Below are 20684 nucleotides of genomic sequence, written 5' to 3' on the forward strand. Positions count from 1 at the left end.
GCTAGATCTCCATGACCTCGGCCTCTTTGGCCTTGAGCATATCGTCGATCTTCTTGATGTAGGCGTCGGTGTGCTTCTGCACCGCGGCCTGCTCGCGGCGGACGTCGTCCTCGGAGAGGTCCTCGTCGCGCTCGATCTTGCCGTTCTCGTCGCGGCGGATGTTGCGGATGGAGACGCGGGCGTGCTCGGCGATCTCGCGGCACTCCTTCACCAGGTCGCGGCGGCGCTCCTCGGTGGGCGCCGGGAACGGCAGGCGCACGATGGTGCCGTCGCTCGACGGGGTGATGCCCAGGTCGGAGGCGTTGATGGCGTGCACGATGGCGCTCAGGAGCGACTTGTCCCAGGGCTCCACCACGAGCATGTGCGCCTCGGGCACCTTGACGGCGGCGACCTGCGTGATGGGGGTCGCGACACCGTAGTAGTCGACGGTGATGTCCGAGAGGATGTTCGCGTTGGCGCGCCCGGTACGGACCTTGGCGAACTCGTGCGAGAGGCTCTCGAGGGTCTTGTCCATGCGGTCGGTGATCTTAGACACGGTTAGTCCTCCTTGACGACGGTACCGACGGATTCGCCCTTGAGGGCGCGCTTGATGCTGTCCTCGCCCTCGATGCTGAGGACGATGATGGGCATATGGTTGTCCTGACAGAGTGCCGCGGCCGTGGAGTCCATGACCTGCAGGCCGCGCACGAGCACCTCGTGGTAGGAGATGGAGTCGAAGCGTACCGCGTCGTCGTTGGCCACGGGGTCCTTGTCGTAGATGCCGTTGACCTTGGTGGCCTTGATGAGGCAGTCCGCGTCGATCTCGCAGGCGCGCAGAGCCGCGGCGGTGTCGGTCGTGAAGTAGGGGTTGCCCGAGCCCGCGGCGAAGATGACGACGTCGCCCTTCTCGAGGTGGCGCATCGCGCGGCGGCGGATGTAGGGCTCGCAGACCTCGTTCATCTGGATGGCGCTCATGACGCGGCACTCGCAACCGGCGCGCTCGAAGGCGTCCTGCAACGCGAGCGCGTTCATGATGGTGGCGAGCATGCCCATGTAGTCGGCCTGGGCGCGGTCCATGCCCTTGGCGGCACCGGCCATGCCGCGGAAGATGTTGCCCCCGCCCACCACGACACCGACCTCGATGCCGTCGTCATGGAGCTCGGCCACCTGGTGCGCCAAGCGGTCGGTCACGCTCGGGTCGATGCCGTAGCCGCCATCGCCCATGAGCGCCTCGCCGGAGAGCTTCAGCAGCACGCGCTTGTATCGATATTCGGACAAGGGAATCCTCCTTATGGTCGTACCTTACGCCATTCTAACAAAGCCGACGTAGACCGCCGGGATAATTACGGCTATCGCACAAAGCGACGGGATGAGCGTGCGCCTGCGCGGCGGCGGGCCCAGTGCGTTTGGGCACATAGGCTTCCCGGCACGCCGGGCAGCAGTCGGAAGCGCGGGGCCCTCACGCGCAGGCGCCCTCCCGGTCATAGACGCACCTGCCGCCCACGTAGGTCGCCTCGAGGTCGAGACCATCGTCCAGAACGAGCATGTCGGCGAGCTTGCCGGCAGCAATCGAACCCACCTCGCCGTCGATACCGAGCAGGCGCGCCGGGTTGAGCGAGGCCATGCGCGCGAGCTCGGGCAGGCCGCAGCCCGTGAAGGCCCGCACGTTCCTGATGGCGTCGAGCTGCGAGATGGCGCTGCCCGAGATGCGCCCGGTCTCGACCACGCGCACGGTGTTGCCGCGCTTGCGGCACCTGAGGTTCGAGAACACGTACTCGCCGTCGGGCATGCCGCGGCCGAGCATCGCGTCGGTGATGAGAATGATGCCCTCGCTGCCGCGGGCGCGGTAGGTGGCGAGGATAACGTCCGGGTCGATGTGGAAGCCGTCGCAGATAAGCTCGGCGTACTCGCCGAGTCCGAGGAGCGCCGCCGTCACGATGCCGGGGTCGCGGTGCGTGTGCTGGCTCATCGCGTTGTAGAGGTGCGTGAAGCCGCGCGCGCCGTGCTCGAGGGCGAAGCGCGCCTCGCGGCAGCGCGCGTCGGAGTGCCCGATCATGAGCACCACGCCCGCCCGCTCGGCCTCGCGGGCGACCTCGAGGTAGCCCGCGCGCTCGGGGGCGGCCGTCATCATCTTGAGCGCTCCGTGCGCCGCCTCGACCATCTCGGCGAACTCGCGGGCGTCGAAGTCCCTGAGATAGCGCTCGTCCATGAGGGCCTTGTAGGCCGGCGAGAGGAAGGGCCCCTCGGAGTGGACGCCCCAGAAGCGTGCGCCGGCGGTGCGGTAGGGATCGGGGAAGTCGGCGAGCAGTTCCAGGAGCTCCGCGTGGCTCACGACAGTCAGGCTCGCGAGGAACGAGGTCGTTCCCTCGGCCGCGAGCCGCTCCCCCACCGCCTCGACGCTCACCTTGGGCTCGCGGATGAAGTCATGGCCCCAGCCGCCGTGGATGTGGATGTCGACCATGCCGCTCATGAGCAGAAGGCCCGCCAGGTCCACGGCCTCGAGCTCCCCCGCGTAGCGGCCCTCGCCCACCTCGGCGATGCGCTCGCCGTCGACGACGACGTGGCCCGCAAACACCCCGCGCGCGGCATCGACGATGCGCGCGTTATCCAACACGAACATGGCGCCCTCCCCCGGCACATAGCAAAGGGGCAGCCCCGAAGGACTGCCCCCAAAAGACGGACTCGCTTGGCTCTAGGCCTCGCCGCGGGCGAGACGGTCGAAGCCGGCGACCTTGACGGTGTCGCCGAGCTCCTTGCTGACCTGCTCGGCGTACTTGGCGATGGTCAGGCTGGAGTCCTTGATGAACTCCTGCTCGTTCAGGACGACGCCCTTGTAGAACTTCTCGAGGCGGCCGATCGCCATCTTCTCCTGGATGGCCTCGGGCTTGCCGGACTCGGCGGCCTGAGCCATGTAGATGGACTTCTCGTGCTCGACGGTCTCGGCGGGCACGTCCTCGCGCACGGCGCAGATGGGCGCGGTCGCGGCGACCTGCATGGCCACGTCATGGGCGAAGGCCTTGAAGGCGTCGGCGCCGGCGGTCTCGGGCTTCTCGAAGGAGAACTCGACGATGACGCCGATCTTGCCGCCCATGTGGATGTAGGTGGACACGCCGCCGTGGGCGGGCTTGCGCACCGCGAAGCGGGTGATCTTCATGTTCTCGCCGATGATGTGGATGAGCTCGGTGAGCGCGGCCTCGACGGTCTCGCCCTCCATCTCGGAGGCGAGGAGCTCCTCGACCGAGGCGGGCTCGGTCTCGGCGACGTGCTGGGCGAGCTTGGCGGCGAAGCCGGTGAAGGTGGGGTTGGAGCCCACGAAGTCGGTCTCGCAGGCGACCTCGACGATGGCGCCGAGCGTGCCGTCCTCGGAGACGTAGGCGCCGATGGCACCCTCGTTGGTGGCGCGGCCGGCCTTCTTGGCGGCGGCGGCCAGGCCGTTCTTGCGGAGGATGTCGACGGCGAGGTCCATATCGCCCTCGGCCTCGACGAGCGCCTTCTTGCACTCCATCATGGGCGAGTCGGTCATGTCGCGGAGCTGCTTGACCTGGGCGGCGGTGATGTTGGCCATGGATGTTCCCTTCTTGGACATCGGTTACCTATAGGGGGACCCGCCCCCGGCACGGGGACGGGAAGCGTTGCGTGGCGCTACTCGGCGACCTCGGCCTCGGCGGCCTCGGCCTTCTCGACGGGGGCCTCCTCGGCGGGGAGCTCCTCGCCGGCCATCTCGGCGGCGGTGACCTCGGGCTTGTCGCTACCGGCGATGCAGGCGTCGGCCATGAGCTCGCACATGAGGGTCACGGCGCTGATGGCGTCGTCGTTGCAGGGGATGCCGATGCCGTTCTCGAAGACCTCGTCGGGATCGGAGTTGGTGTCGATGAGGGCGATCACCGGGATGTTGAGGCGGCGGGCCTCCTTGATCGCGTTCTCCTCGCGCTTGGTGTCGATGACGAACAGCGCCGCCGGCAGGCCCTTGAGGTCGCGGGCGCCACCGAGGTTGGCCTGGAGCTTGGCGAGCTCCTTACCGAGCACGGACTGCTCCTTCTTGCCGCGCAGCGCCATGGAGCCGTCGGCGATCATGCCCTCGAGCTCCTCCATGCGGTTGATGCGCGAGCGGATGGTCACGAAGTTGGTGAGCATGCCGCCGAGCCAGCGCTGGTTGATGTAGGGCATGCCGCAGCGCTCGGCAGCGGCCTTGACGGGCTCCTGGGCCTGCTTCTTGGTGCCCACGAACAGCACCTTGCCGCCCTTGGCGGCGTTGCGCAGGAAGGTGTAGGCCTGGTCGGCGTTGATGATGGTCTGCTTGAGGTCGAGGATGTAGATGCCGTTGCGCTCGCCGAAGATGAACGGCTTCATCTTGGGGTTCCAGCGGCGGGTCTGGTGGCCGAAGTGGCAGCCAGCCTCGAGCAGGGTGCGGATGTTGATCTTGGTAGCCATGTGAAACCTCCTGTGGTTCGCCTCCGTGCGGGGTCTTCCCTGCGCGCCAACCTGGATATGTGCTACCGAAACCCAGGCACCACGGCGCGAAAGTAGCCGCACGTGTGTGATGGAACGTGCCGCTTGTGCGGCAACGGTCGACATGATAGCAGAACCGCGGCGCCCACGCAGGGAAAGTTGCGGAACTCACGCATTTGCGCACAAGCCGCCCCGCTCCCCCGTCCGGCGGCGCGCCGCCGGGCACGCATGCGCTCCCGTGCGCCGGGCGGACGCCCCTCGAATTCCGCCTCACCCGCGGGGATGGGCGCCCTTCACGGCCGACTTCAGGCGCTCGGGCGTGAGGTGGGTGTAGAGCGTCGTCGTGGAGAGGCTCGCGTGCCCGAGGAGCTCCTGCACGCTCCGGAGGTCCGCCCCGCCCGCGAGCAGGTCGGTCGCGAAGGTGTGGCGCATCACGTGCGGCGTCACGTCGGCGGGGAGGCCCGCGCGCCGGCAGAGCACCCGGAAGCGGTACCTGAGGGCGTTGGCGTCCATGCGGTTGCCCCGGGCGGAGATGAAGAGGGCGTGCCTGCCGGACGGGTCCTCGCGCCTGCCCGCCTGGGCGAGGAGCTCCCCGCGCGGCCCCGCGAGGTAGGCGCGGACGGCATCCGCGGCCGCGCGGTAGATGGGCACGATGCGCTCCTTCGACCCCTTGCCGAAGAGCCGCACCGTGCGGGCGCTCAGGTCGACCGACTCGATGTCGAGGTGTGAGAGCTCGGATATGCGGGCTCCCGTCGCGTAGAAGAGCTCAAGCATCGCCCGGTCGCGGGCCCCCTCGGGACCTGCGGGGTCGGGCGCGTCGAGGAGCGCGCGCATGTCCCGCGCCCCGACGGTCTTGGGCAGCGACTTGGGCACCTTGGGCATCTGCACGGCCTCGGCGGGGTTCAGGGACACCGCACCGGCGAGGACCGCCCACGAGAAGAAGGAGCGGATCGCCGAAAGGTGGGCAGAGACCGTCCGCGGCGCGTAGCGCGCCGCCTTGAGCTCCGCGAGGTAGCGCCTGAGGCCGCGCACTCCCGGGTCGAGGGCGTCCGTGCCCGTGCGCTCCGCCCAGGCAAGGTAGGCGTCGAGATGCCCCTGGTAGGCGCGGACCGTCTCGGGCGAGAAGCCCTCGAAGCCCGCTATGTGGGCGATGAAGTCGTCGACCGCCTCGAACGCGCGGGCGTCCCGCGCATCCGCCTCAGCCATCGCGGCGGCACCCGTCGAAGAGCTCGGGCCGCGTCGAGAGATAGGCCTCGAGGTCGCGCTCGGCGCGCTCGGCATAGGCGGCGTAGCGCTCGCGCTTGCCGCGGCGGCGCCCGTCTTCAAGCGGCGGCACCAGCCCGAAGTTCACATGCATGGGCTGGTACCCCTCGGTCGCGGGGTCGGTGGCGTAGGCCATAAGCGACCCCAGGGCGCCCGTCGCGGGAAGGCTCACGGGCTCGGCGCCCGTGAGCTCCGCGTAGGTGTTCAGCGCGGCGAGCAGGCCCGAGGCGATGGCCTCGGTGTAGCCCTCGGTGCCCGTGATCTGGCCCGCCAGGCGCACGCGGGTGCCGGGGACCGCGAAGGTGCGGTCGAGCACATGGGGGCTGTCGAGGAAGGTGTTGCGGTGCATGACGCCGAAGCGGAAGAACTCCGCCCCCTCGAGCCCCGGGATCATCCTGAAGACGCGCTTCTGCTCGCCGAAGGTGAGGTTCGTCTGGAAGCCCACCAGGTTGTAGGCCGTGCCGTCAGCGTTCTCGGCGCGCAGCTGCAGCGCAGCCCACGGCCTTCTGCCCGTCCGCGGGTCGGTGAGCCCCACGGGCTTCATCGCGCCGAAGCGCAGCGCGTCGCGCCCCGTGCGCGCGACCTCCTCCGCCGGCTGGCAGGCCTGGAAGAGCCCGCCCTTGTCGAAGCCGTGCTGGACCACGCGCTCGGCCGTGACGAGGGCGTCGATGAAGGCCTCGTACTCGTCGCGGTCCATGGGCGCGTTCAGGTAGTCGCCACGGCCGGCCTCGTCGTAGCGCGACTGCCTGAAGAGCACGTCCATGTCGAGCGTGGCGGCATCCACGATGGGTGCGGCGGCGTCGTAGAACGAGAGCGCCTCGCCGCCCACGAGATCGAGCAGCCGGTCGCTGAGCGCCGGCGAGCAGAGCGGGCCGGCCGCGATGACGACCGGGCCCTCGGGGATCTCCGTGACCTCCTCGCGCACAACCTCGATGAGGGGCTCCGCGGCGATGCGCTCCCCCACGAGCGCCGAGAAGCGGTCGCGGTCGACAGCGAGCGCGCCGCCCGCGGGGACGGCCGCCTCGTCCGCGCACGAGAGCAGGACCGACCCCATGCGCCTGAGCTCGGCCTTGAGCAGGCCGGCCGCGCTGTCGGGGCGCGTGGACTTGAGCGAGTTCGAGCAGACGAGCTCCGCGAAGCCGCCCGTGCTGTGCGCGGGCGACATCGTCTGGGGCCGCATCTCGAAGAGCCGCACGGGGACGCCCCGCGCCGCGAGCTGGAGCGCGCACTCGCTGCCCGCGAGCCCGCCCCCTACGACCGTCACCGTATCCGTTGCCATCGAACAGCCTCCTCATCGTCGCTGCACCCCATTGTGACCCAAGGCCGTCCGCGCGTGAAGTGATGCTTTCGTGGCGATGTAGCGCCCGTCGATCCCCTGCTCGATGGCGCCCACCGCGGTCATGTCGCCCAGAAGCTCGAGCGCGGCGCGGATGTCGCAGCCCAAGAGCGCCGCCACGTCATCTGACCTTAACGGGCTCGCCACGACCGCGTCGAGCACGCGGTCCCACCTGCGGTCCCGGTGGCGTGCGGGCGACGCCGTCCCGTGCGGCCTGCGCAGCCGCCCGTAGATACGCGAGATCGCCATCTCGAGGGCCTCCTCGTCGGCGATGCAGCAGGCGCCGATGCCTATGAGGTAGTTCGCGCCGCGCGACTGGGACGAGAAGATGGACCCGGGCACGACCAGGACCTCGTGGCCGAGCTCGATGGCGGCCTCGGCGGTCGAGAACGTGCCGGAGGGCAGCCCCGCCTCGCCGATGAAGGTCGCCTGCGAGAGCGCCGCGATCACCCGGTTGCGCTTGGGGAAGAGGAACCGCTGCGGCTGCGTGCCCCAGGGCGCCACCGAGACCACGGCGCCGCCCGCCGCGAGCGTCCGCTCGATGAGGGCCTCGCTCGACCGCGGGTAGACGACATCGGCGCCCGTGCCCAGAACGATCACGTGACTGCCCCCGGCATCGAGCGCCGCCATGCCGGCGGCGCAGTCGCAGCCGCGCGCCCCGCCCGAGACCACCTGCAGGCCCGCCTCGACCGCGAGGCGCGCCGCGAGCTCGGTCGTCGCGAGCCCGTAGGGCGTGGGCATGCGCGAGCCCACGACGGAGAGCGAGGGCACGGCGAGCGCGTTCGGGTCGCCGCGGACGAAAAGGACGCGGGGCGCGTCCGCGAGCGCCGCGACGGAGCGGGGGTAGCGCGCGTCCCCATACCGGATCTCCAAGCCGTCTGACGGCACCTCGCTGCTCATGTGGGCCTCCTTCCCTGAAAGACGCCGGCCTCGAGCACGTGCGCCTCCCCCACTTCCTCGCACTCGTCGATATCCGCGATGGCGCGGGCGATACGGCAGAGCCTCGCGACGCCGCGCCCCGTGAGGCTCCCCCGCCGCGCGAGGCCGAGGATCGCCGCCTCAGCCTTACGGTCGAGCGCGCAGCCGCGAAGCGCCCGCGAGCCGCTCCGGCTGTCCTCGGCGGACGCCCCGTCCCCGGCGCGCGCCCGCCTCCATGCCCTGAAGGCGCGCCCGCCCGCGACGGCCCGCTTGAGGTCCGCGGTCGAGAGGCCCTCGGCGCCCTGCACGATCAGCTCAGGGTCGGGCCGTGCGACATCGACGATGAGGTCGATGCGGTCGATGAGCGGCCCCGCGAGCCGCGCGCGATAGCGCTCGATCGCCGCCGCGGAGCACGTGCAGGCGATGGCCCGGTCGCCCAGATACCCGCAGGGACAGGGGTTGCTCGCCGCGAGGAGCTGGAAGCGCGCCGGGAAGCGGTACATCCCGTCCGCGCGCACGATGCGCACGCAGCCCTCCTCGATCGGCTGGCGGAGCGCCTGGAGCACGCCAGGCGGGAACTCGCCGAGCTCGTCCAGGAAGAGCACCCCGCCGTGCGCGAGGCTGATCTCGCCCGGGCGCACCGGCCTGCCCCCGCCGATGAGGCCCGCTGAGGAGACGCTGTGGTGCGGGTTCCTGAAGGGGCGCACGCCGGCGAGGAGCGCGTCTATGGGCTCGCCCGCCACCGAGTGGATGCTCAGGGCCTCCTGCTGCTCGAGCTCGTCGAGCGCGGGCAGGATCGAGGTCATGCGCACCGCGAGCATGGTCTTGCCCGAGCCCGGGGCCCCGACCATGAGCATGCCGAGCTCCCCGGTGGCGGCGATGGCGATGGCGCGCTTCGCCGTCTCCTGGCCCACCACGTCGGCGAAATCAAGAGGAGCGCCCGTGCTGCCGGGCGCGCACGCCGCTGTGACCTCGCGCACCGCGTCCTTGACGCCCGCGGCGAGCCTACCGAGGTCGGGCAGGCAGCGATGGAGCGCCCCGGCGATGGGCACGTGCTGGCCATCTCGCGCCCCCACGAGCACGAGCTTCCTGTCGCGGGCGAGCAGCTGGTAGGCCACCTCCCCCTTCACGGGGTTCACGGTGCCGTCGAGCGCGAGCTCGCCCACGAAGAGGCAGTCATCGAGCCCGTTCAAGGGAATCTGCCCCGAGGCCGCGAGGATGGCGACCGCGATGGGGAGGTCGAGCCCCGACCCGGTCTTGCGCATGTCGCTCGGGGCGAGGTTCACGACGATGCTCCGGCGCGGGATGTCGAAGCCCGCCGACCGCAGCGCCGAGCGGACCCTCCCGCGCGACTCCTGGACCGAAATGTCGGCCATCCCCAGAATCGACATGCCGGGGAGCCCCTGGCTCATCGACACCTCGACCGTGACCGGCACGGCCTCCACGCCGCGGATGCACGCCGCGTGCACGGCGAAGACCGCTCCCATCACACGCCCTCTTCCTCGTGCAGGACGTCGTAGAAGTGGTCGACGCGCGCCTCGCCGCCGCCCACGAGCTTGATCGCGATCACGTCGAAGCGCAAATCGAGCACCGGGTAGCGGTCCATGAGATAGCACGATGCGATGCGGCGGTAGCGGAGCCGCTTGCGCTCGTCGACCCCCTCCTCGGGGAAGAGCTCGCGCCGTGCGGCCGCGCTCTCAGCGCGCCTCGTCTTGACCTCGATGAGGACCACCGCCTCCTCGACGCGGTCGTAGGCGATGAGGTCAGCCTCGCCGGCGGGGCAGCGGTAGTTGCGCTCCAGGATCTCGTAGCCGCGCTCCTCGAGGTAGCTCGAGGCGATGAGCTCGCCTATCGTTCCCACCTCGTGCGCGCTCAGGGTGTCCAGGAGGCTCTCGGGGCCCGCTTGGGGCGGACGTTCCTGCCGGTGCGATCCTTGTGCCATGGTGGCTCCTTCCCTTGGGGTGGAACCATCATCCCCGGAGCATCTGACCGCTTTCGCGCCGGATTCTCACCGCAATCAAACCGGGACCTCACGGCGACCTTCCCCCGTTCGTATCGCAGCAGCACAACGTGAGCTGGCAGACACGTCAGGTGCGCACGAACCCTTAGAAGAGGCGCTCGGTCTCCAGGAAGTTTCCACAGAAGCTCACGCGATGCTCCTCGGTGAGCCCGTGCGCCTTGATGGCGGCGATGTGCTCGGCCGATGCGTAGCCCTTCGATTCGGCGAAATGGTAGCCGGGATAGAGGGCGTCGAGCTCGACCATGTGGGCGTCGCGGGTCACCTTGGCGACGATTGAGGCGGCCGCGATGCAGGCCACGCGCGCGTCGCCGTGCACGATGTCGCGCTCGTTGGGAACCGCGCCCAGGGGGTTGCCGTCCATGAGCACGCAATCGGGCTCAAGACCGCAGTCCTCGACGGCGCCGGCGACCGCGCGCTTGAGGCAGGCGGCCATGCCCCAGCGGTCGATGTCCGCCGCCGGTATGCTGCAGATGCCGATGGCGACCGCGACCTCGGCGATGCGCGCGGCGATAAGCTCGCGGCGCGCCGGCGTGAGCTGCTTGGAGTCGTTCAGCCCCTCGATCTGGGGCTCCATGGGAAGGCAGACGGCGCAGACGGTCAGGGGCCCCGCGACCGACCCGCGGCCGACCTCGTCCACGCCCACGATCACGCCCTCGCCGCCGAGCTCGGCCATCGTGCGGTACATGGCGTCCACGCGCTCGCGCCGGGCGAGCTCGCGCCCACGCCGCCGCTCGGCGCGCTCGCAGGCCTTGCGCACCTGGATGCGCGGGTCGTCGCGGTAGCGCTCGATGAGCTGTGCGAGTTCCTCGAGCGGGGCGCTCGCCAGTTCCGCCGCGATCTCGGCCGCCTTGGCCGTGCTGTTCTGGTTCGCCATCGATACCCCCGGGGTTGAAAAAAGGGCCGCCTCGCGGCGACCCTTCGCTCATCAATGCGATGCGGCCTAGCGCTTCTCGGGGATGCGGGCGGCCTTGCCGATCTTGTCGCGCAGGTAGTAGAGCTTGGCGCGACGCACGCGGCCGTGGCGCACGACCTCGAGCTTGGCAATCTTGGGGCTGTGAAGCGGGAACGTGCGCTCGACGCCCACGCCGAAGGAGATCTTGCGGACGGTGAAGGTCTCGCGGGAGGAGCCGCCGCTCATGCGGATGACGTCGCCCTGGAAGACCTGGATGCGCTCGCGGTCGCCCTCCTTGATGCGGTAGTGCACCTTGACGTTGTCGCCGACGCGGACCTGCGGGATGTCCTCGCGGATCTGCTGACGCTCGATAGCGCGGATGTAATCCATTTCTCGTTCCTAACTCTTCTCCAGAGGTGCCGCGCGCGTACGCCGACACATGGGTTGGACAAACGGTATTAGTATACGCAAACGCCCGAGCGTGGCAAGTGCCTAATTGCAATTGCCGCCTTAGCCCGCGTTCGACCACGTCGAGACCACAACCGCGCGGGCCTCCATCGTGGCATCTTGCCCGGACCGCAACCGGCGCGACGGCCGGGTATAAGTCCATATCCATGTATCTCGAGAAGCTTTCACCCGCATCGGCTCCTCAAGGTACCGACAAATGGACGTTCCGAGCGTGAATCTCAGGATATTTATCCATTTGTATGTACCTCGATGAAATGGCCTTCACCGAGATACAGAGATATGGACATCCGTCGGGGGGCCGGGAGAGGCCCCGGGCTGCGATGCGCGGCGCCGACGGGAGCATGCTGGCGGAACATGGGAAGGCGGGGCCCGGCCGGGGCCCCGCCTCAAAGAGCAAGCCGACTATGCGCCGCTACGCGAGCTCGGCAAGCTTCGCCTGGGCGGCGGCCAGGCGCGCGATGGGCACGCGGTACGGCGAGCAGGAGACGTAGTCGACGCCGGCCACGTTGAAGAGGCCCTTGATCGACGCGGGATCGCCGCCGTGCTCGCCGCAGACGCCGCAGGTGAGCTCCGGCTTCACGGACCTCCCCTTCTCGACCGCCATCCGTACGAGCTCGAGCACCGCTTGGTCGATGGTCTCGAACGGGTTGCTCGCGAGGAGCTTCCTGTGCAGGTAGATGGGGATGAACTTGGACTCCGCGTCGTCGCGCGAGAACCCGAAGGTCGTCTGCGTGAGGTCGTTCGTGCCGAAGCAGAAGAAGTCGGCGTGCGCCGCGATGGCGTCGGCCGTGAGGCAGGCGCGCGGCAGCTCGAGCATGGTGCCCACCGGGATGTCAAGCGCGACACCGTACTCGCGGGCGACCTCCTCGATCACCTGCTCGCAGACGGCGCGCATCTGCACCTGCTCGGCCTCGAGCGAGACCAAAGGCACCATGACCTCGGGCCGGGGCGCGAGATGCTCGTCGCGGATGAGCTGCGCCGCGGCGCTCGCGATGGCGCGCACCTGCATGAGCGGGAGCTCCGGGAAGACGAAGGAGAGGCGCACGCCGCGCAGGCCGAGCATGGGGTTCATCTCGGCCATGCCGTCGATGCGGCGCAAGCGCGCCTTGAGCGCATCGAGCTCCGAGGCGGGCGCGCCCTCGTCGGCGCGGCGCTCGATGGCGACCTCGAGGGCGCGCGGGTCGTCGAGGAACTCGTGGAGCGGCGGGTCGATGAGGCGCACGACCACGTCGCGGCCGTCCATGGTCCGAAACATCTTGAGGAAGTCGTCGCGCTGCACGCCGAGGAGCTCCGAGAGCGCGCGCTCGCGCGTCTCGGCGTCGTCGGAGAGGATGAAGGACTGGATGATCTCCTTGCGCTCGCCGAGGAACATGTGCTCCGTGCGGCAGAGTCCGATGGCCTCGGCGCCGAACCCGAGCGCGAGCTCGGCGTCCTCGGGGTTGTCGGCGTTCACGCGCACGTGGAACGGGTGGCTCGCGCCCGGGCGCAGGCGGATCTCGTCGGCCCATCCGAGGATGGTCTCGAGGTCGCCTGTGAGCTCGGCGCGCTTGAGCGGCACCGCGCCCGCGACCACGATGCCCTCGGTGCCGTCGATGGAGATGGTGTCGCCCTCGTGCAGCACGAGGTCCGTCCCCTCCACGCGCACCTCCTTGGCGGCCGCGTCGATGCGGAAGGCCTCGACGCCGCAGACGCACGGGGTGCCCATGCCGCGGGCGATGACGGCGGCGTGGCTCGTCTTGCCGCCGTGGCTCGTGAGGATGCCCTCGGCCGCGACCATGCCCTTGAGGTCGTCGGGGTTGGTCTCCCAACGGACGAGCACCACGGGCACGCCCTCGGCGGCGCGGCGCACCGCGTCATCGGAGCTGAAGACGATCTCGCCCACCGCGGCGCCGGGGCTCGCATTGAGACCGCGGGCGAGCACCTCGGGCGCGGCCTCGGTGTCGAACTGGGGATGGAGCAGCTGGTCGAGCTGGGCGGGGTCGATGCGGCGCACCGCCGTCTCGCGGTCGATGAGGCCCTCCTCGACCATGTCTATGGCGATGCGCAGGGCCGCCGTCGCCGTGCGCTTGCCCACGCGGGTCTGGAGCATCCAGAGCTTGCCCTGCTCGATGGTGAACTCGATGTCGCACATGTCGCGGTAGTGGCCCTCGAGGATCTGGAAGATGCGCTCGAGGTCGCGCGCCGCCTCGGCGAGCGCGGGGTAGCTCCCCATCTCCTGGATGGGCTGCGTGTTGCGGATGCCGGCGACGACGTCCTCGCCCTGCGCGTTGATGAGGAAGTCGCCGTAGCGCACGTTGGCGCCGTTGGCGGGGTCGCGCGTGAAGGCGACGCCGGTCGCCGAGGTCTCGCCCTTGTTGCCGTAGGCCATGGCCTGCACGTTCACGGCGGTACCCAGGTCATCGGGGATGGCGTTGCGCTTGCGGTAGAGGCAGGCGCGCTCGTTCATCCAGCTGCCGAACACGGCCTCGATCGCGAGGCGGAGCTGGACGGCGGGGTCCTGGGGGAAGCGCACCGTCCCGTCCACGACGAGCTCGGGGTGCTCGGCGGCGGAAACGTTGGCGCGGAAGATCTCCTTGAACTCGCCCACGAGCTCGAAGAGGTCGTCGGCGGAGAGCTCGGCGTCGCTCTTCACGCCCGCGACGAGGCGCTTCTCGGTGAGAGCGTTCTCGAAGAGGTCGGCGTCGACGCCCATGACCACGTCGGAGAACATCTGGATGAAGCGGCGGTAGGAGTCCCAGACGAAGTGAGGGTCGCCGGTCTGCTTGATGAGGCCGGATGCCGCCTCGTCCGTGAGGCCGAGGTTCAGCACGGTGTCCATCATGCCGGGCATCGAGAACGGCGCGCCGGAGCGCACGGAGACCAGAAGCGGGTCCTCGGCGTCGCCGAGGCGCCGGCCCGCTCGGCGCTCGAGGTCGCAGGTCGCCTCCTCGATCTCGTCCAAGGCGCCCGCGGGCCAGACGTCGCCGGCACCCGAATACTCGACGCAGGTCTGGCACGTGATGGTGAAGCCGCCCGGGACGGGCAGCCCCAGACGGCACATCTCGGCGAGGTTCGCGCCCTTGCCGCCGAGCACGTAGTTCATGCGCGCCGAGCCCTCGGTCACATCCCTCCCCTCGGCATCGCATCCGAACCGGTACACCCGTTTCACATCGCTCACGATACTCCCCCTTTCGGCAGCCCCATGCTGCGATCGCTATACGATGTCCCGCCGGTCGGCGGGTATGGGGAAACTATAGGGAGCGACGGCGCCCGCGCTCCGCAGAGGATGTGTGCACCCGTCGACGGGGGATTCGGGGGCTTAAACGGTAGGATGAATGGAGTCTCCGTGTAGTTCTTTTCAGAAAGATTGCCTGCTTATGGAGGGTCTATGTAGCAGTCTGCCATATTACCTACCATTTTGGGTGGCATCAGGATACCGATACCACCTATCGGGCGGCCCTGCGGGCGCGGGCGGCGAGGATGCGCTCGAGACGGGCGGAGATCTCTGCCGCGGACTCCTCGATGGCCTTGCCGTCGGTGCGCACCACGAAGCAGCCGATCCGGCGCATGAGCGCGTGCGCGCTCTCGAGCTCGCGGGCGATATGCTCCGGGTCGGCGTAGCTCGGCGCGACGGCGCGGGCGAGCGGGCCCTCCAGCCGCTCGGTGCGGCGGCTCGCGATGACCTCGGTCGTGGAGAGCAGCCCGAAGACGCGGGCAGGGTCGACGTCGAAGAGCTCGCGCGGCGGCTCGACGCCGGGGACGAGCGGAATGTTCGCCACGCGGTAGCCCTGGAGCGCCAGATACATGGAGAGCGGGGTCTTGGACGTGCGCGACACGCCGATGAGGACGATGTCCGCCTGGGTGAGGTCCTCGGCGCCCGCGCCGTCGTCGTGCTCGAGCGTGAACTCCATGCAGGAGATGCGGTGGAAGTAGCGCTCGTCCGTCTGGTGGATGACGCCGGGGATACCGAGCGGCTCCGCGCCGCTCAGGCGCGCGAGCAGCCCGAGTGCCGGCCCCATGAGGTCGATGCCGGGAACGCCGAGCTCGTCGAGGAGCCCGCAGACGGCACCGCGGAGCTCGGGCCCCACGATCGTATGGAAGACGGCCGCGGGGCGCCCCGGGACGCCGTGGCGCGCGAGATGGGCCTCGACCTGCGAGGCCTCCTCCACCTTGGGAAGGCGCACGATCTCGAAGGTGCCGGGGGCGAACTGGCCCGCCGCCGCGAGGACGACCTCGCAGGCGGTGTCGCCGAGGGCGTCAGAGACCACGTGGATGGTGGGCCGGGCTTCCATGGGTACCTCCCTGGTCAGGACCGTGCGGTGCGGCACGGGAAACGGCAGGACGCCCCGGCCCCTGCGCAAGCGGGAACCGGGGCGTCCGAGCGGTCCATGATGGGCGCGCCTACTTCTTGCGGGCGAGCTCGCCGATGTTAGCGACCCCGTCGAAGACGGAGGCGAAGCGGTTGAGCAGGCGCAGGCGGTTGGTGCGCAGCGCCTCGTCGTCGTCCATGACGAGCACGTCGTCGAAGAAGCGGTCGATGGGCTCGCGGAGCGCCGCCAGCGCCGCGATCACGCCGGTGAAGTCCTTGGCGGCGAGCGCGTCGTCCACGCTCGCGCGGGCGGTCGCGGTCGCGTCGAGGAGCGCGCGCTCGGCGTCGCCGAGCAGCGTCTCGTCGATCGTATCGCCGAGCTCGGCGTCGGCGAGGTGGCTCGCACGGGCGTAGGCGGTGGCGAGGTTCTCGAACGCCTCGGGGTCATGCGCGCGGGCGTCCTCGAGGGCATGCGCGAGCGCGAGGTAGTCGACGGGCGTCACTACGGAGCCCTGCGAGACGGCGGACACGGTGTCAGGCGAGATGCGCTCGTCGCGGGCGATCTGCTCCATGCGGCCCTTGATGAAGGCGCACACGGCGGAGGCGACCTCGTTATGGTCGAACTCGATGCCCTGGGCGGCGTAGGCGCGAAGCGCGGCGCCGACGAGGTCCTCGTAGCCGCACTTCAGGCGGTCGCGCAGGATGTTCAGCACGCCGATGGCGCTCCGGCGCAGCGCGAAGGGGTCCTTGGAGCCGGTGGGCGGCTCGCCGATGGCGAACATGCCCGCGATGGTGTCGAGCTTGTCGGCCACGGCGACGACGCAGCCCTCGATGCCCTTGGGCAGGGAGTCGCCGGCGAAGCGCGGGCGGTAATGGTCGCGGATCGCGTGGGCCACGGCCTCGTGCTCGCCGGCGGCGAGCGCGTAGTAGCCGCCCATGACGCCCTGCTGGCTCGTGAACTCGATGACCGCGCTCGAGACGAGGTCGGCCTTGCAGAGGTGCGCCGCACGAATGGCGTCGGCGCTCACGATCGCGTCGCAGCCCGCGGCGCGGGCGATCTCGCCCGCGAGCTCCTCGATGCGCTCGCTCTTCTGGAGCACGTTGCCGAGCTTCTCCTGGAAGCCCACCTGCGCGAGGCGGCCGCGGAACTCCTCGAGCGGGACCTTCAGGTCCTCGTCGTAGAAGAACTTCGCGTCGTAGAGGCGGGCGCGGACCACGCGCTCGTTGCCGTCGACGATGCGCGCCGCGTTCTCGGGCTTGCCGTTGCCCACGACCACGAACTCGCGCGTGAGCGCGCCCGTGGCGTCGTAGATCGGGAAGTAGCGCTGGTTGGAGAGCATGGACTCGCAGATGATCTCATGCGGGACATTGAGGAACTCCTCGTCGAAGGCGCCCACGAGCACCGTCGGCCACTCGCAGAGGTTCACGACCTCGTCGAGCACCTTCTTGGGCGTGTCCACGTGCGCGCCGCCGCGCTCGGCCTCGATGCGCTCGATGCCCTCCGCGATCACGGCGCGCCGGCGCTCCTCGGAAAGGACGCCCGCGGCCTCGAGGACCTGCTCGTAGACGGCGGGCTCGGCGACCGCGTGCTCGCCGGGGCCCAGGACGCGGTGGCCGCGCGTGGTGTTGCCGGAGACCACGTCGGCATAGCGCACCGGCACGACGTCGCCGCCCAGAAGCGCGCAGATCCAGCGGATGGGGCGCACGAACGTCTCGTGCGTGGAGCCCCAGCGCTGGCTGCGGTAGTTGGGCCACTGCAGGCCGGCGATGGTCTTCTCGCAGAGAGCAGCGAGCAGCGGCGCCGCGGGCTGCGAGGGGACGCTCTTCTCGGCGAAGACGTACTCGCGGCCGTCGGTGTCCGCGCGGCGCGTGAGCTCGGCGGCGGTCATGCCGAACTTGCGGGCGAAGCCCTCGGCGGCCTTGGTGGGCGCGCCCGTGCCGTCGAAGGCGATCTCGGCGGCGGGGCCGCGGCGCACCTCGTGCACCTCATCGGTCGCGGTCGCGACGGCGTCGACGATCACGGCCAGGCGGCGCGGCGTGGAGAGCACGCGCACCTCCCCGTGGGCGAGGCCCGCCTCGTCAAGGCCGCGCTCGACCATGGGCCCGAGCTGCTTCACGGCGTTCATGAGCGGTGCCGAGGGCATCTCCTCGCACCCGATCTCGAACAGGAAATCGCGGGTATCGGCCATCTTACGCCACCTCCCCTTCGCAGGCGTCAGCGCGCTCGCCGGCGACCTCGGCGAGGTAGGCCTCGCAGCACGCTTTGGCGACCGTGCGCACGCGCAGGATGTAGTTGGCGCGCTCGACGGCGGAGAGCGCGCCGCGCGCGTCGAGGATGTTGAAGGCATGGCTGCACTTCATGACGCAGTCGTACGCCGGCAGGGGCAGGCGCGCGTCGAGGCAGGAGTGGCACTCGGCCTCGTAGTCGTCGAACTTCTGGCGCATGAGCTCGACGTCGGCCACCTCGAAGTTGTAGGCCGAGAACTCGCGCTCGTTCTCGAGGAACACGTCGCCGTAGGTCATGGGCGTGCCGTCGGGCAGATAGCTCCACACGAGGTCGTAGACGGAGCTCACGCCCTGGATGTACATCGCGAGGCGCTCGAGGCCGTAGGTGATCTCGACGGGCACGGGGTCGACCTCGATGCCGCCCACCTGCTGGAAGTAGGTGAACTGGGTGACCTCCATGCCGTTCAGCCAGACCTCCCAGCCAAGGCCCCAGGCACCGAGCGTGGGGCTCTCCCAGTCGTCCTCGACGAAGCGGATGTCGTGGTCGGCCGGGTCGAGGCCGATGGCCTTGAGCGAATCGAGGTAGAGCTCCTGGCTGTCGGCCGGGGAAGGCTTGAGCAGCACCTGGAACTGGTAGTAGTGCTGCATGCGGTTGGGGTTCTCGCCGTAGCGGCCGTCGGCCGGACGGCGGCACGGCTGCGCGTAGCAGGTGCGCCAGGCGGCGGGACCGAGCGAGCGCAGGGCCGTGGCGGTGTGGAACGTGCCGGCGCCGACCTCGGAGTCGTACGGCTGCATGATGACGCAGCCCTGGCTCCCCCAGTAGCGCTGCAATCCCAGGATGATGTCCTGGAAGGTACGCGTCGTGGCATCCATCAGATGCTCGACCTCCTCCTCATCGTGATACATATGGTGACTATGGTAGCGGATGCGCGCGGCTCTCGGCGCAAGAACCGCTCTGTTAACCGGCTAGACCGCGCCGATGCGGTTGAGCGGCCAGTAGCGGAAGACGACGACGGCGATGAGGTCGTCCTCGGACACGGCGCCGAAGTAGCGCGAGTCGGCGGAGTTCTCACGGTTGTCGCCCATGACCCACACGCAGCCCTCGGGCACGGTGAAGGGGTAGCCCACCGAAACGCCCTCGGCCTGGTTGGCGAGCGGGTAGGACGAGCCCTGCGCGTAGTCCTCGTCGAGCGGCACGCCGTCGACGACCACGCGGCCGTCCTCGAAGTCGACCGTCTGGCCCGCGGTGGCGATCACGCGCTTGACCAGAATGTCGTGGTCGGAGTCGCCGTCGGGGTTGTGGAAGACCACGATGTCGCCCGCCTGGACGCCCATGCCGGCGTTGAGCGTGACCTTCTGCGCGATCACCTGGTCGCCGACCTCGATGGTCGATTCCATGGATCCCGTGGGCACGCGGTAGGGCTCCACCACGAAGGTGCGCAGGAAGATGAAGAACGCGAGGACCAGAACGAGCGTCAGCAGCCACTCGAGCGCGCCTCGCACGATGGAATGGAGATGGGGTACCACGAATCGCTCCTACTCTGTCGGTTCCTCACCATGGTAGCGCGAGATGAGCTCCTCCGCATAGGCGCGCTCCTCGGCCGTGAGCTCGGCTGTAGCGATGAGGTCCGGGCGCCAGCGGCACGTGCGCTCGATGGCGTCGCGCCGGCGCCAGCGGGCGACCTTCGCGTGGTCGCCGGAGAGCAGCACCGGGGGCACGCCGTGGCCCTCGAAGTCGGCCGGGCGCGTGTACTGCGCGTACTCCAGAAGGCCGCCGCCCTCGCCGGTCGCGAAGGACTCGTCCACAGAGCTCAGCTCGTCGCCGAGCGCGCCAGGGAGCAGCCGCACGACGGCGTCGGTCACGACCATGGCGGCGAGCTCGCCGCCGGTGAGCACGTAGTCGCCGATGGAGAGGCGCTCGTCGGCGAGCTCGTAGGCCCGCTCGTCCATGCCCTCGTAGCGCCCGCAGACGAAGAGCAGCCGCTCGCAGCCGGCCAGCCGCTCGGCAATCCGCTGCCTGAAGGGCTCGCCGCAGGGCGTGAAGAAGACCACGTGCGGCCGCGGGCCCGCAGCCGAGATGGCGCGCACGGCCTCGAAGATCGGCGGGGCCTTCATGAGCATGCCCTGCCCGCCGCCGAACGGCGCGTCATCGACGGTGCGGTGGCGGTCGTGCGTCCAGTCGCGCAGGTCGTGGGCACGGAAGTCGAAGATGCCCGCCGCGCGCGCCCGCCCCAGGATCGAGGTGGACATGACCGGCTCGAACATCTCCGGGAAGACCGAGAGCGTCTCGATGAGCATCTAGGCCTCCCCCGCCGCACTTGCGCCGGAAGACGGCTCGGCATCGATGAGGCCGTCGAGCGCGCGGACCCGTATGGGGCCCTCCTCGGGCAGGTCGAGCACCACCTCGTCGATGACGGGCAGAAGGACCGCTCCATAGGCGCCCTCAACGGACCACACGTCGTTCGCGGGCGTCTCGATGACCTCGGCGATGGTGCCGAGCGCGCCGAAGCGCTCGTCGACGACCGCGCGGCCGATGAGGTCGTCCCACGCGACGTCGAGGGCGCCCAGGTCGAGATCGTCCTCGCAGGCGAGCAGGTAGCAGCCCACGATGCCCTCGGAGGCGTTCAGGTCGTCCACGCCCTCAAGCGCGATGCGATAGCCCGACAGCGCCTCCTCGACCGCCTCGATGACCGTGAAGCGCTCGCGGTCGAGCGCGGGCGGGGTGAGCGCGACGGCGAGGCCGGGCTCCATAAGAGGGGGAAGGCCCCGCACCGGCAGTGCGACGACCTCCCCCGCTTTCCCGTGGGTCCTGACCACACGGGCTATGTTTCGATAGCGTACCGTC

Annotated in this window: 19 protein-coding genes; all 19 read right to left on the reverse strand. The window is 69.8% G+C overall.

Annotated features, from left to right (window positions below):
* Position 1: 1 nt before the first annotated feature.
* Positions 2–514, reverse strand: a complete 513-nt coding sequence (frr, locus tag FS885_RS00470; RefSeq protein WP_425458918.1) for a ribosome recycling factor — start codon at positions 512–514, stop codon at positions 2–4.
* 23 nt (positions 515–537) lie between these two features.
* Complete coding sequence (gene pyrH / locus FS885_RS00475) at positions 538–1257, reverse strand: UMP kinase (RefSeq protein WP_144742996.1); 720 nt, start codon at positions 1255–1257, stop codon at positions 538–540.
* Positions 1258–1438: 181 nt separating this feature from the next.
* A complete protein-coding gene (gene nagA / locus FS885_RS00480; RefSeq protein ID WP_144742997.1) occupies positions 1439–2599 on the reverse strand; it encodes an N-acetylglucosamine-6-phosphate deacetylase in 1161 nt (386 codons plus the stop codon).
* Positions 2600–2671: 72 nt separating this feature from the next.
* Positions 2672–3544 carry a translation elongation factor Ts gene (tsf, locus tag FS885_RS00485; protein ID WP_144742998.1) on the reverse strand — a complete coding sequence of 291 codons (873 nt, stop codon included), beginning with the start codon at positions 3542–3544 and terminating at the stop codon, positions 2672–2674.
* 77 nt (positions 3545–3621) lie between these two features.
* On the reverse strand, positions 3622–4410 hold the full coding sequence (gene rpsB / locus FS885_RS00490) for a 30S ribosomal protein S2 (protein WP_144742999.1): 789 nt from the start codon (positions 4408–4410) through the stop codon (positions 3622–3624).
* A gap of 288 nt (positions 4411–4698) precedes the next feature.
* Positions 4699–5634 carry a tyrosine recombinase XerC gene (locus tag FS885_RS00495; RefSeq protein WP_144743000.1) on the reverse strand — a complete coding sequence of 312 codons (936 nt, stop codon included), beginning with the start codon at positions 5632–5634 and terminating at the stop codon, positions 4699–4701.
* A complete protein-coding gene (gene trmFO / locus FS885_RS00500) occupies positions 5627–6970 on the reverse strand; it encodes a methylenetetrahydrofolate--tRNA-(uracil(54)-C(5))-methyltransferase (FADH(2)-oxidizing) TrmFO (protein ID WP_144743001.1) in 1344 nt (447 codons plus the stop codon). The genes FS885_RS00495 and trmFO overlap by 8 nt, the downstream gene beginning before the upstream one ends.
* 12 nt (positions 6971–6982) lie before the next feature.
* Positions 6983–7927 carry a DNA-processing protein DprA gene (locus FS885_RS00505; protein WP_144743002.1) on the reverse strand — a complete coding sequence of 315 codons (945 nt, stop codon included), beginning with the start codon at positions 7925–7927 and terminating at the stop codon, positions 6983–6985.
* On the reverse strand, positions 7924–9432 hold the full coding sequence (locus FS885_RS00510; protein ID WP_186365726.1) for a YifB family Mg chelatase-like AAA ATPase: 1509 nt from the start codon (positions 9430–9432) through the stop codon (positions 7924–7926). The genes FS885_RS00505 and FS885_RS00510 overlap by 4 nt, the downstream gene beginning before the upstream one ends.
* On the reverse strand, positions 9432–9887 hold the full coding sequence (locus tag FS885_RS00515; RefSeq protein ID WP_144743004.1) for a YraN family protein: 456 nt from the start codon (positions 9885–9887) through the stop codon (positions 9432–9434). Before FS885_RS00515 ends, FS885_RS00510 begins: the two co-directional genes overlap by 1 nt.
* Before the next feature lie 163 nt (positions 9888–10050).
* Positions 10051–10839 (reverse strand): ribonuclease HII, encoded by a 789-nt coding sequence (locus tag FS885_RS00520; RefSeq protein WP_144743005.1) that lies wholly within the window; start codon positions 10837–10839, stop codon positions 10051–10053.
* 66 nt (positions 10840–10905) lie between these two features.
* Entirely contained in the window at positions 10906–11247 is a 342-nt protein-coding gene (rplS, locus tag FS885_RS00525) for a 50S ribosomal protein L19 (RefSeq protein WP_102372096.1), read from the reverse strand.
* Between the two features lie 490 nt (positions 11248–11737).
* Positions 11738–14482: a pyruvate, phosphate dikinase gene (ppdK, locus tag FS885_RS00530; protein WP_144743006.1), complete on the reverse strand. Its 2745-nt coding sequence runs from the start codon at positions 14480–14482 to the stop codon at positions 11738–11740.
* Between the two features lie 268 nt (positions 14483–14750).
* Positions 14751–15596: a pyruvate, water dikinase regulatory protein gene (locus FS885_RS00535; RefSeq protein ID WP_144743007.1), complete on the reverse strand. Its 846-nt coding sequence runs from the start codon at positions 15594–15596 to the stop codon at positions 14751–14753.
* Between the two features lie 109 nt (positions 15597–15705).
* Entirely contained in the window at positions 15706–17802 is a 2097-nt protein-coding gene (glyS, locus tag FS885_RS00540) for a glycine--tRNA ligase subunit beta (protein ID WP_144743008.1), read from the reverse strand.
* A gap of 1 nt (position 17803) precedes the next feature.
* The gene (locus FS885_RS00545) at positions 17804–18712 is read right to left on the reverse strand and encodes a glycine--tRNA ligase subunit alpha (RefSeq protein ID WP_144743009.1); all 909 of its coding nucleotides are present in this window, start codon (positions 18710–18712) and stop codon (positions 17804–17806) included.
* Between the two features lie 93 nt (positions 18713–18805).
* Positions 18806–19366, reverse strand: a complete 561-nt coding sequence (lepB, locus tag FS885_RS00550) for a signal peptidase I (protein ID WP_144743010.1) — start codon at positions 19364–19366, stop codon at positions 18806–18808.
* A 9-nt stretch (positions 19367–19375) separates the two neighbouring features.
* Positions 19376–20137 (reverse strand): tRNA (guanosine(37)-N1)-methyltransferase TrmD, encoded by a 762-nt coding sequence (gene trmD / locus FS885_RS00555; RefSeq protein ID WP_144743011.1) that lies wholly within the window; start codon positions 20135–20137, stop codon positions 19376–19378.
* The gene (locus FS885_RS00560; protein WP_342777719.1) at positions 20138–20590 is read right to left on the reverse strand and encodes a ribosome maturation factor RimM; all 453 of its coding nucleotides are present in this window, start codon (positions 20588–20590) and stop codon (positions 20138–20140) included.
* Positions 20591–20684 lie beyond the last annotated feature (94 nt).

The sequence above is a fragment of the Enorma burkinafasonensis genome (assembly GCF_902150035.1).
Taxonomy (GTDB): domain Bacteria; phylum Actinomycetota; class Coriobacteriia; order Coriobacteriales; family Coriobacteriaceae; genus Enorma; species Enorma burkinafasonensis.